11 protein-coding genes are annotated in these 10,842 nt (G+C 67.2%); 8 read left to right on the forward strand and 3 right to left on the reverse strand.

Features of this window, described 5'->3' with window-relative positions; genetic code table 11:
- Positions 1-106: 106 nt before the first annotated feature.
- Together BM064_RS21515 and BM064_RS21520 are read right to left on the reverse strand one after the other, a co-directional pair.
- The gene (locus tag BM064_RS21515) at positions 107-1,183 is read right to left on the reverse strand and encodes an FAD-binding oxidoreductase (RefSeq protein WP_218161099.1); all 1,077 of its coding nucleotides are present in this window, start codon (positions 1,181-1,183) and stop codon (positions 107-109) included.
- Entirely contained in the window at positions 1,180-2,409 is a 1,230-nt protein-coding gene (locus BM064_RS21520) for an aromatic ring-hydroxylating oxygenase subunit alpha (protein ID WP_092863705.1), read from the reverse strand. The genes BM064_RS21515 and BM064_RS21520 overlap by 4 nt, the downstream gene beginning before the upstream one ends.
- Positions 2,410-2,550: 141 nt before the next feature.
- Here BM064_RS21520 and BM064_RS21525 point away from each other — a divergent pair, with 141 nt between their 5' ends.
- The 8 genes from BM064_RS21525 to BM064_RS21550 all read left to right on the forward strand — a co-directional run bounded on the left by BM064_RS21525 (position 2,551) and on the right by BM064_RS21550 (position 10,278).
- A complete protein-coding gene (locus BM064_RS21525) occupies positions 2,551-3,429 on the forward strand; it encodes a LysR substrate-binding domain-containing protein (protein WP_092863708.1) in 879 nt (292 codons plus the stop codon).
- A 265-nt stretch (positions 3,430-3,694) separates the two neighbouring features.
- Positions 3,695-4,825 (forward strand): tyrosine-type recombinase/integrase, encoded by a 1,131-nt coding sequence (locus tag BM064_RS21530; protein ID WP_092863711.1) that lies wholly within the window; start codon positions 3,695-3,697, stop codon positions 4,823-4,825.
- A 264-nt stretch (positions 4,826-5,089) separates the two neighbouring features.
- Positions 5,090-5,254 carry a helix-turn-helix domain-containing protein gene (locus BM064_RS28520; RefSeq protein ID WP_143103414.1) on the forward strand — a complete coding sequence of 55 codons (165 nt, stop codon included), beginning with the start codon at positions 5,090-5,092 and terminating at the stop codon, positions 5,252-5,254.
- Positions 5,251-5,628 carry a hypothetical protein gene (locus BM064_RS21535; RefSeq protein WP_092863714.1) on the forward strand — a complete coding sequence of 126 codons (378 nt, stop codon included), beginning with the start codon at positions 5,251-5,253 and terminating at the stop codon, positions 5,626-5,628. Before BM064_RS28520 ends, BM064_RS21535 begins: the two co-directional genes overlap by 4 nt.
- Before the next feature lie 215 nt (positions 5,629-5,843).
- Positions 5,844-6,077, forward strand: coding sequence for a helix-turn-helix domain-containing protein (locus tag BM064_RS27635; protein WP_177236358.1), 234 nt, complete (start codon positions 5,844-5,846; stop codon positions 6,075-6,077).
- Positions 6,074-8,407 (forward strand): DUF5906 domain-containing protein, encoded by a 2,334-nt coding sequence (locus tag BM064_RS21540; protein ID WP_177236359.1) that lies wholly within the window; start codon positions 6,074-6,076, stop codon positions 8,405-8,407. Before BM064_RS27635 ends, BM064_RS21540 begins: the two co-directional genes overlap by 4 nt.
- Positions 8,408-9,617: 1,210 nt before the next feature.
- On the forward strand, positions 9,618-10,049 hold the full coding sequence (locus BM064_RS21545) for a hypothetical protein (protein WP_143103409.1): 432 nt from the start codon (positions 9,618-9,620) through the stop codon (positions 10,047-10,049).
- Positions 10,039-10,278: a hypothetical protein gene (locus BM064_RS21550; protein WP_092863723.1), complete on the forward strand. Its 240-nt coding sequence runs from the start codon at positions 10,039-10,041 to the stop codon at positions 10,276-10,278. The genes BM064_RS21545 and BM064_RS21550 overlap by 11 nt, the downstream gene beginning before the upstream one ends.
- A 229-nt stretch (positions 10,279-10,507) precedes the next feature.
- Here BM064_RS21550 and BM064_RS21555 read toward each other — a convergent pair.
- Positions 10,508-10,842, reverse strand: a 335-nt coding sequence (locus BM064_RS21555; RefSeq protein ID WP_143103410.1) for a transposase domain-containing protein, incomplete at its 5' end; no start/stop codon positions are given.

A 10,842-nucleotide genomic window follows, 5' to 3' on the forward strand; every position in this document is an offset into this window, starting at 1 on the left:
GGCGGGCGTGGCGGCGGGGGCGCGGCCTCTGCCCCCCCGGTCCGGCCCGCGGCGGGGGACGGGAGAGGCCCCGGGTCAGGCCCGAGGGGCGCCCCCGGGGCGCGCGTCAGACGTCCACCGTCACGCGGCCGATGGGGTTCGAGCAGCAGGCGAGGATCCAGCCCTCCTCGACGTCCTCCTCGGTGATGCCGCCGTTGTGGACCATGTGGACCTCGCCCGCGGTCTTGCGGACCTTGCAGGTGCCGCAGACGCCGAAGGTGCAGCCCGAGGCGATGTTCAGCCCCGCCGCCCGCGCCGCCGCCAGGATCGTGTCGGTCTGGGCGCAGTCGTGGACCACGCCCGAGGCCGCGAACTCGATCTGCGCGCCGATCGCCTCGTCGGGGGTGACGTCGTCGGGGACGTCCCCGGTCTCGGGCAGGGGCGCCGTGAAGCTCTCCTGATGGTAGCGGGCCATGTCGAAGCCCAGGCCCGCCAGCGCTTCGCGCACGCCGGTCATGAACGGCTCGGGGCCGCAGCAGTAGACCTCGCGCTCGAGGTAGTCCGGCGCGGCGAGGCCCAGGATCAGCTGGTTGAAGCGGCCGCGGTAGCCGGTCCAGGGGCGGTAGGGGTCCGCCTCCTCGACCACCCAGGCGAGTTCGATGCCCGTGGTGCGGGAGGCCATGTGCTCCAGCCGGTCGCGGAAGATGATCTCCGACGGCCGGCGCGCGCAACTGATCAGCACCACGTCGGGGTCGCGCCCGCCGTCGTACATGTGGGTGATCATCGACATCATCGGGGTGATCCCCGAGCCCGCCGAGATGGACAGATGCTTCTTCGCCGGCGTCTCGAAGAACGAGAACCGTCCGCCCGGGCCGATGGCCCGCAGCCGGGTCCCGGGGTGCAGATTCTCCAGCATCCAGCGCGTGCCCAGGGATCCCTCCTGCGCCTTCACCGTCACCGTCAGCGAGGTCGGCCGCGAGGGCGAGGACGAGATCGTGTAGGTCCGGTGCAGCGGCCCGCCGGCCACCGGCAGCTCCAGCGTCAGGAACTGGCCGGGGCGGAAGGCGAAGAGCGCGCCGGAGGGGGCCTGGAAGGTGAAGGTGACCACGTCGCGCGCCTCGGGCAGGCGGGCGACGCATTCCAGCGGCTCTGCGTCGGTCCAGAAGGCGAGCGCGGGCTGGGCGCGGGCGTTCACGGCGCTCACTCCGCGGCCAGGGCGCGGGGGCCGAGGGCCCGCTCCAGCGTCTGGGCGTACCAGTCGACGAACTGGATCACGCCCGACTCCTCCTGCGGGCTGTAGGGGCCGGGGGTGTAGGCGGGGGAGTTGATGCCGGCCGCGTTCATCTCGACGATCTCGCGGTCCTCGTCGTTGGTCGCGATCCAGACCTCGGTCAGGCGGTCGAGGTCGTAGTCCACGCCCTCGACCGCGTCCTTGTCGACCAGCCACCAGGTGGTGACCTCGGTCTCGGTGGCGCTGATCGGCGTCACCCGGAAGGTCAGCGAGTGGTCGGGAAGGAAGTGGCTCCACAGCGTCGGGTAATGGAAGGCGAGCAGCGATCCCGCGTCCGGCAGCGCCACGCGCCCCAGCGGCCGGCGCACGCCGGGCTTGCCGTCCATCGTGTAGCTGATGGCGGGGGCGGACAGCGGCATCCGGGCGAGGCGATACTGCCCGTCGCCCGAAATGCGGAACTGCGCCGGGGCGCCGGCGGCCTCGCAACGGTCGAAATGGGCCTGCAGCCGGGGCGAGACGGACCCGTCCGGGTTCACCCCCGCCACCTCCGGATCCAGCGGGAAGGAGCGGCACAGCGCGGGGTGCGAGCCCGAGCAGTGGTAGCATTCGCGGTTGTTCTCCCAGACCAGCTTCCAGTTGCCCTTCTCGACGATGGTCGAGGTATGGGCGACCTTGGCGCGGCCGAGGTCATGGACGGCGAGATAGGGCTCGGCGAGCTTCGCGAAGGCGTCGAAGTCGGGCGCGGTCTCGGCCAGGCAGATGAAGACCAGGCCCGCGACCTGCCGGGTGTGGACCGGACGCAGCCCGTGCTTCGAGGCGTCGAACTCCGGCCCCATGTCGCGCGCCCACAGCAGGCGGCCGTCGAGCTCGTAGGTCCACTGGTGATAGGGGCAGACAAGCTTCGCCACCTTGCCGGTCTGCGCCTTGCACAGGATCGAGCCGCGGTGCCGGCAGGAGTTGTGGAAGGACCGGATCTCCCCGTCCGCGCCCTTCACCACGATCACGTCCCAGGCGCCGACCTTCAGCCGGTGATAGGCGCCGGTCTTGTCGAGCTGGGCCGCGGGCAGGGCGAACAGCCACTCGCGCTGCCAGATCAGCTCCAGGTCCTGCTGGAAGATCTGCGCGTCGGTGTAGAACGGCCGCTCCAGCGCATGGCCGGGCCGGCGGCGGGCGAGCAGGTCGGAGAGGGGGGCGGTCATCGGGGGCTGGCTCCGGCTGGCAAGGTTATTTCACTTGAGCCGTTGCGCTTGATTATTGCGCCGCACAAGGGCAGAAATATTCAACTGGGATGAGCTGAATTCACCTGTCGCGATTGCGACGCGAGGCGGAGCGAATGCGACGTGACCCGGCCCTATGACCTGCCCTCGATGACCTCGCTGCTGGTGTTCGAGGCCGCGGCGCGTCGTCTCAGCTTCAAGGAGGCGGCGGCCGAGCTGAACGTCACCCCCGCCGCCGTCAGCCACCAGATCCGCGCGCTGGAGGCGGAACTGGGCCGCGCCGTGTTCCTGCGCCAGCACCGCGGGGTCGAACTGACCGAGGCCGGCGCCTTCCTCTTCGTGGCCCTGCAGCGCGGCTTCGCCGGCATGTCCGAGGCGGTCCACGAGCTGCGCGGCCGCCCCGAGGCCGGCGAGGTCGTGGTCCAGGCCACCACCGCCGTCTCCGCCTTCTGGCTGACCCCCCAGATCACCGCCTTCTGGAAGACCCGGCCGGAGATCGTCGTCTCCCAGAACGTCACCGACGTGGAGCCGCCGGGCGGGCGTCCCGACCTCTCGATCCGCTACGGCCCCCCGCGCGGCGAGGGCGAGAAGCGCGAGCTGTTCCGCGACCGGATCCTGGCGCTGGGCAGCCCCGAGTACCAGGCCCGCCACCGCATCGCGCGGGTCGAGGATCTGCTCGACGCGCCCCTGATCCACCTGCAGGCCGAGGGCACGGACTGGACCGGCTGGCCCGACTGGTTCGCGGCCCTGGGCCGCCCCGCCCCGCAGGGGCGCCGGGCGGCGGTCGACAACTACATGATCGCCCTGCAGCTCGCCCGCGACGGGGCCGGCGCGGTGCTGGGCTGGGACGGGCTGGTGGGCGACCTGCTCGCCCGCGGCGCGCTGGTCCCCCTGACGCCCGCCTCCATCCCCTCCCCCCACGCCTTCGTCCTGACGGTCCACCCCCGCGCCTCGGCCGAGGCGCGGGTCTTCGCGGACTGGCTGACGGGGGCGCGGGGGTGAGGGGGGCAAACGGAAACGGCGCGCCCGGGGGCGCGCCGTCTTCGATCCCGCAGGGGGAGTTTGGTGGGTGATGTAGGGCTCGAACCTACGACCCGCTGATTAAGAGTTCGCACGACTTCGTTGTATCGGCGTATATCCAAGCAAATCGTGGTCCGCATTCCCTTCTATTCTTGACAAACTCATGCATGCCGAGAGCTACCGAGGGCAGTTTAGGGCTGCGCCGGTTCGGTGCTCGGGTCTGTGTTTGTCTTAGGAGGGCGGCGAGATGGCCGTGATGAAACTTACCGAGGCCAAGATAAGGGCCTTGCCGCTAGGCAGCGGTATTTGGAGGGACACCGAGGTCAAGGGTTTGATGGTCATCTGCCACAAGACCACCAAGTCTTATGCCTGCCAGGGCGACGTCCGACGGAACGGGCGGCATGTGCGCACCGTGCGGGTGAAGATCGACAGGATCGACCGCATAGGCCTGGCCGAGGCCAAGCGCAGGGCCAAGGTCATCATGTCCACGATACAGTCGGGAGTGGACCCTTCGGCGAAGCAGGAGGAAACCGGCATTACGTTGGAGAAGGCGCTGGAGGCCCACATTGCCGAGCGGGACCTCTCGCCTGCGACGGTCAAGGGATACGGCTACCACCTGGACCGCTACCTCGCCCGCTTCAGAAAGCGGGCCGTGGCCGACATTTCGCGAAGCGACTGCCGGGAGCTTTTCGAGACCCTCGAGCGCAGGCATGGCAGGACCACCGCCGCCTCGGTCATGCGGACGGTTCGAGCCTCCATCAACACCGCGATGCGGCTGGACGAGAGCATCCAGGGCAATCCCGTCGAGGCGCTGCGCCTGCCGACCACGCCGAAACGGCAGGTGGATGAGTTGGACCTCTCGGCCTTCTGGGTCCGCACCGAGGAGCTCTCGCCCGTCATGCGCGACCTCCAGCGAGCGTTCCTTCTCACAGGGGCCAGGCGATCCTCTCTGCTGAACGCCAGGAGGGCCGACTTCGACCCCGAGCGCCGCATCCTGACCTTTACCCACATGAAGGCGGGCGGATCGCTGATGTTCCCGACTGGACGCTGGCTATCGCGGATGCTGGAGAGGCGGATGCTGGACGACGAGCCCCTGGCGCTGGAATGGATTTGGCCGAGCCCAACCAGCGCCAGCGGCCACATCGAGGAGCCCAAGCGAGAGGGCGTTCCGTCTCCTCACAGGCTGCGCCACGTCGCCAGGTCCATGATGATCGCCGCAGGGGTTGGATACGCCGAGTCCGCCCTCCTGCTTGGTCAACGCCTTCCAGGCGCATCTGGAGGCTACGTCCACCCGCAGATGCTCGTCGAAAGCCTCCGCCCCCACGCTCAGGCCTTCGAGGACCTCGTCTTGAAGGGGGCTAAGGTCGACGCGCGCTAGCGGGCGACAATCGCGAGGGGGACGCAAACGTTAGTATCTTCCCCCTCGCATGCGCCAGTATACTTCAACACACCTCAGCAACCTCGACAAGCATTGACCACCCATGACGTGCGACCGGTCCCTCGCCGCCGAGAGCAAGGCGGCGAGGGACCGATCGCGACATAGAAAGCGAGGGGAAGTTCGTCTGAAACCCTTATGCGGGAAACTTGCATGTCTGTCGAAAACGGCCCTCTCGAGGGCGCTCGAGGTTCAACATCCCCCTGGATGGATACCGACGCCGCCGCCTCTTACTTGGTGCTCCGCCCCGCGACGATGAAGGCGTGGCGCTGTAAGGGGAAGGGCCCGAACTACCAGGTCGTCGGCAGGCGCCTTGTGCGCTACCACCGAGACGACCTCGACGCCTTCGCGCGCGGGGAGGTCCAGCGATGAAGACCTCGGAGAGACCGCCCGCAGGGTCGCTGAACGACTGGCCCATCGACGACTGGAACGCCTGCGTCTACCTGATGAACAGGTCGGCGGAAATCCTGTCGCTCCACCCACCGTTCGAAGACGCAGACGAGGCGAGGTTCGCGGTTCGCCGGAGCCTTGAAGACGCCGCCGAAGAGGCGGGCCTTGGCAAGCATCACTGGCTGGTCGACGACACCCTCGCCAGCGTGTGGGGCATCTTCTACGTGCGCTCGGGGGACTATTACGCCGACGCCAGGGGGCTCCTCAATTCGAGCCATCATCTGGACTTCGAACACCTGGGGCCGGACGTCGTCGAGTGGGCGCGTCGTATCGAGAGGGGGCGGGCGGAGAGCTGATCGGGTCTTTCGCTGGCGAGCGAACAGGCCTCCAGCGCGCCAGCGTTTTGCGCTCCGCTGCGTTTTGCTGGTCACCCGCAAGAGTCGAACTCGACATTCTGAAGAAGTGTCGGCGCGGTGGGCCAGCAACACCACCGCGCCGAATGACAGTTTGGACAACTGACCGCTCAACCCCTGCGCCCTTCTCCAGGCGCCTAGAACACACAGGGTCGAACATGGATTATGATAACGCGCCCGCTCGCGCAGAAAAACCAGCAAAGCACGTCTGGCTCGACGTGCGGGAAGCCTCCGAATTCTGCGGCCTGACCGTCGCCACGTTGGCCCAGTATCGCCAGCTTCGAAAGAAGGGCCTGAGCCGAGGCCCCGCGTTCCAGCGGGTCCAGGGCTCCATCTTCTACTCCCAGGCCGAGTGCGAGGCATGGCTCCAGCGGCGGAGGGCGGGCAAATGACGTCCGTCGATACGTCGCAGATGCGCCCGCTGGCCGACGCCGGCTTTCCCCTGATCCCGCTTCACCCTTGGAACCGAACCAGCAGCGACAAGCAGGGGCGGGACCGAAAGGACGGGAAGCGTCCCCGGGACAAAGACTGGGTTCGGCGCCCCTACGTCGCGGACCAGGTCATGGCCGAAGCGGCGAAGACGGGGATCAACGTGGGGGTCCGCCTGGGCTCCGAGCACCTGGTCATCGACTACGATCCTCGCAACGACCCCACCGGATCGGCCCTCGACGAGTTGATCCTCTGGACCGGCGCCGATCCTCTCCTGTGGCCCGCCGTTCAAACCGGCGGCGGCGGCCTCCATATCTACTTGGCCAAGCCCCCCGAGGTCCTGCTGATCGACAGCCTGGAAGCCTTTCCGGGCGTCGAGTTCAAGACCAGGGGCAGGCAGGTCGTTGCCCCCGGGTCGATCCATCCCGATCAGGGCAGGCCGTATGAGTGGCTGAAGGTCGAAGGCGTGTGGGAGGCCGATCCCGACGACATCTTCCTGGGCCTGCCCGAGGCGCCGGAGGCGATCCTCGACGTCGCCCGCAGGCCCGAGCGGTCCATCGGCGCCCCCGTCGAGCCTGGCCAGCATACGGCCGAAGAGCTGGCGGACATGCTCGGCGCGTTGGAGCCCGAGGACTTCCAGGACCAGGCTGCCTGGCTCGCCCTCATGCAGGCCTGCCATCATGCCACCGCCGGCGAAGGCAGGACGGAGTTCGTGGAGTGGTCCACCGGCGACCCCAAGTATGCGGAAGACGCCTGGATCATCGGCCGCAGGTGGGACAGCCTGGACGCCTCCAGGGCGGACGGCGTGACCTATCGCACGTTGCACAAGGCGCTGCGCGACGCCGGCCGCGAGGACGCTATCCCCGGCATGACGGGGGACGCCGCGGACGACTTCGACGACGACCTCGAGGTCGACCTAGGCGCCGAGGCGCCGAAAGCCTCGGGCAAGCCCCAGGACGCCCTCGTCGCCGAGATGAACGAGACGCACTGCGGCGTTCTCCACGGGGGCAAGTTCCAGGTCTTCATGATGGAGCACGACGACGCCTTCCATCGCGACGTCTGGGTGCCCTATAGCCGCGAGGCGTTCGCCCAGTTCTACGAAGACGAGAGGGTCCCGCTGCCCGACACGCCCAGGTCGAAGTTCCCCAGCAAGGCGGACGTCTGGCTCAAGAGCCCCGATCGCCGAAAATATCGGGGCATCGTGCTGGACCCGGAGAGCCGCAGGGAGAACGACGCCAAGCTGAACCTCTGGAGGGGTTGGGCGGTGGAGCCGAAGCCGGGCGACTGGTCGCTTATGCGGGAGCTGATCGACAAGGTCCTGTGCGACGGGGACAGGGAGGGGGCGCGATACGTCCGCCGCTGGATCGCCTACATGTTCCAGAAGCCTTGGCTGAGCCCCGAGGCCGCCATCGTCTTCCGCGGCAAGGAGGGCACGGGCAAGGGCACGCTGGCCAGGGCGCTCATGCGCATCGCCGGCGCCCACGGACTGACCGTCTCCAGCAGCCAGCAGTTCGCGGGACGCTTCAACGCCCACCTGCGGGACGTCGTCTTCCTGTTCGCCGACGAGGCGGTGGCGCCCACCGACAAGGAAGGCAACTCGGTCCTCAAGCAGTTGGTCACCGAGCCCGTCATCTCCTACGAGGGAAAGGGCAAGGACATCGTCCCCGGGCGCAACATGGTCCACATCATGATGGCGTCGAACGAGCGTTGGGTGGTGCCCGCGGGACCCGAGGCCCGTCGCTACTACGTCTCCGAGGTCTCGGACGCCAGGCGGAACGATCGCGGGTTCTTCGGGCGCCTCTGGAAGCAGATGGAGGCGGGCGGCTACGAGGCCATGCTTCACGACATGCTGGCGATGGACCTGGGCGACTGGACGCCCGCGAACCCTCCCTCCACCTCCGCTCTTGGCGAGCAGAAGTTGATGAGCGCCGATCCCCTCACCCAGTTCTGGGAGCAGCGTCTCGCCCGTGGCGATCTTGCGAGCCTAATCTTGCAGGTAGACGAAGACGTCGAATGGTCCGAGGAATGCGACCAGGCGCTGGAGCTGAGTCCGGCGCAGAAGACCGCCCTCCTCGACGCCGCCGAGGCCTTCGTTCTCAAGAGGCGCGCCCTCGCCACCAAGGTCAGCCACAAAGCGCTCCTAGGGGCGGGGAGGTGCCTGGGATTGGATACGACGCCGCGTCGACGGGGAGGGAGCGAGCGGCGCTGGGTGGTGCCACCTCTCGCTGAAGCGCGCAGGAGGTTCGAGAAGCACTTCGGCCTCTCGGCGGGGTATTTCGACGGCGAGGACTGACGCCCTGGCGCCCTAGCGCCTTTGGCTTGGGGCCGCTCCAGCATACAGGATGGGCTCGGCGTGGAATGGAAACTCCGCGTCGAGCTTTCCTCTTTTCGGCGAGGGGCCAGAGAGGCTGATTGGGCTGGGAGCCTTAGGTGGTCGTGACCAAGATCGTCCGGGCGTTAGGGGGCGCAGGGCCGCGCCTGGATGGACCCAGGGAGGCTGATTGGGCTGGGCGCCTTAGGTGGTCGTGACCAAGATCGTCCGGGCGTTAAGGGGCGCTGATTTCGGCAGGGGAGCCCAAGGGGGCGGCAAGAGCGGGAAGGGCGGGAAGAGCGGGAAGGCTTGTAAGGCTCGCAAGGCTGAGAAAAGACCCCGAGTTCGGAGCGGAGCTAATGGGCCTCGCGATGAGTGGTGACGCTTATGACACATGGGAAAAACAAGCGTCACTACCTAAGTGCATGAAATCGCTACATAATGACGCTTGCGCTACGTTGACGCTTATTTTTAAGTTTCCGGCAGACCGCGCGTCGCTCTCCCGGTCATGAGGGGCGTTACAACCAGGGGTCCGGTGCGATGTTTATCCGGCCGTAAGTTAAAAATAAGTGTCATAAGTGTCATAAGTGTCATCAACTAAGAAATAGATTAAATAAAACAACCCCTTAGCCCGTTGACGCTTAGAGCCTCCCTTCTTGGGCCTAAGCGTCAACGTGTCACCGGGATCGATTGGATTGGAAGACGCGCCTCTATTCTATGGATTTCGCCCTTTTCGGCGAGGCGTTACAGGGGGGGGGGCGTTACAGGGGTTGCAAGGGTTACAGGGGTTGCAAGGGTTACAGGGGTTGCAAGGGTTACAGGGGCTTAATTGCTGGCTTACTAGGCGCCCGCATGGCGGCACTCTGCTTCGCGCACGCGTATGGTCGCCGCGTCCGCCCTCTCAGTCCCCGCCGAACCTGGAGCCCCAGGGATCAAGGATCAGAGGGCGCTGCGCCCGGAAGTCCATTGAGGGCAATGGGTTGCGACCCGTCAGGCCTGGCGAGCACAGAGTTGGACACCGAGCGGAGGGTCGAGAAGGATGGGCGACGAGCACAACAGGGCCGCGGATCGGATCATCCCGCTTCCGGTCGACAGTCCCGCCATCCTGGCCGTCCCTGAGCGCGCCGACGAATTTCTGGCGCTGGTCCTCGAGACTGGCGGGAACATTTCGGACGCGTGCCGCAGGGCGGGCATGAGCAGAGTGGTCCTGTATCGGCACAGGGAGCGGGACGCCGAGTTCGACCGGCGCCTCCAGCAGGCGCTTGCCTTCGCCTCGCAGGATCGGGCGACCCGGCTTGGCTTCAAGGTGGACCAGCACATCGAGATGCATCTCGACGACGGGTGGGAATACAAGCGCGACGGCGACGGCAACTATGTCCTCGACGAGAACTTCGAGAGGATCAAGGTCAGCACCATCCCCCTGAAGGACCTGAACGGGACCAGACGGGAAATGCGCTCCTCTCTCGAGCCTCCTTCTTCGCCGGTCACCAACGTCGTCTCCATCAACTCGACGCCCCACGTGACCGCGCAGACCCACAAAGTCGTTCTCGTCGGCGTCGACGGGAGGCGTCTCGACGTGGACGAGGCGGAGAGCGCGGAAGGGGAGCAGGCCCATGACGGCTGAGGTTTACGTTCAGTTCATCGGCGAGGACGGGTGCTACATGATGGCTGGGGTCCGCGTCCGATGCGCCCCAGGGAACGGCGACGGCTCCCTCTGGGACGAGGCCAGGAGGGGAGTGGTCACGCCGCTGGCGGAGGAGGGCGACAGGGAGGTCGTGGCCGCCTTGGCGGGCCCTGACCTTCGCCCCTTCGTCGAGAAGCTCCCTGTGGCGAAGGCCATTCCGCTTTCCTGAGCGCGTCGTCCCGAAGGCGTCCCCCAGGGCGATACGGTGGCCTCTGGGGCCCGAGACGCTCGAAGCCTGAGGGAAGGCGCTACCCGGGCGCTCGAGCGTTCCAGGACGATCCTGGGCGCTTCATTCGACGGTCCGCGCGCGAGGCGCGACGCGCTATGAGGCAGGCATGACTTCGAAGCTGGAAAGAGCTCTCTTTCTTCGTGAGGTCTGTAAGCGTCCGGCCTGACCGCTATCTGGCGTAATTCCAGGGGAGCAGATCTCCGATCCTGTTGATCTTGCAGTCCGGGATGCGGGCGAGGGTGTCGGCGAGCCAGGCCGTGGGGTCGACGCCGTTGAGCTTCGCGGTCTCGATCAGGGTGTAGGCGATGGCCGCTGCACGGCCGCCAGCCTCGGAGCCGATGAAGAGATAATTCTTCCGTCCCAGGGCGATGGCGCGCATGGCCCGCTCGGCCGCGTTGTTGTCGATCTCGAGGACGCCATGGTCGAGCCAGGGCCGCAGGCGGGCTATCCGGGCCAGGGCATAGCGGATCGCGGCGGCGAGCGGCGTCTTGGCGGAAAGGGTCG

The organism is Albimonas pacifica (genome assembly GCF_900113695.1).
GTDB classification, from domain to species: Bacteria; Pseudomonadota; Alphaproteobacteria; order Rhodobacterales; family Rhodobacteraceae; genus Albimonas; species Albimonas pacifica.

Excerpts from the sequence above, each read along its gene's own strand:
- BM064_RS21520 (WP_092863705.1), bottom strand. The coding sequence starts at position 2,409 with ATGACCGCCCCCCTCTCCGACCTGCTCGCCCGCCGCCGGCCCGGCCAT.
- BM064_RS21530 (WP_092863711.1), top strand. The coding sequence starts at position 3,695 with ATGGCCGTGATGAAACTTACCGAGGCCAAGATAAGGGCCTTGCCGCTA.
- BM064_RS28520 (WP_143103414.1), top strand. The coding sequence starts at position 5,090 with ATGGATACCGACGCCGCCGCCTCTTACTTGGTGCTCCGCCCCGCGACG.
- BM064_RS21535 (WP_092863714.1), top strand. The coding sequence starts at position 5,251 with ATGAAGACCTCGGAGAGACCGCCCGCAGGGTCGCTGAACGACTGGCCC.
- BM064_RS27635 (WP_177236358.1), top strand. The coding sequence starts at position 5,844 with ATGGATTATGATAACGCGCCCGCTCGCGCAGAAAAACCAGCAAAGCAC.
- BM064_RS21540 (WP_177236359.1), top strand. The coding sequence starts at position 6,074 with ATGACGTCCGTCGATACGTCGCAGATGCGCCCGCTGGCCGACGCCGGC.
- BM064_RS21545 (WP_143103409.1), top strand. The coding sequence starts at position 9,618 with ATGAGCAGAGTGGTCCTGTATCGGCACAGGGAGCGGGACGCCGAGTTC.
- BM064_RS21550 (WP_092863723.1), top strand. The coding sequence starts at position 10,039 with ATGACGGCTGAGGTTTACGTTCAGTTCATCGGCGAGGACGGGTGCTAC.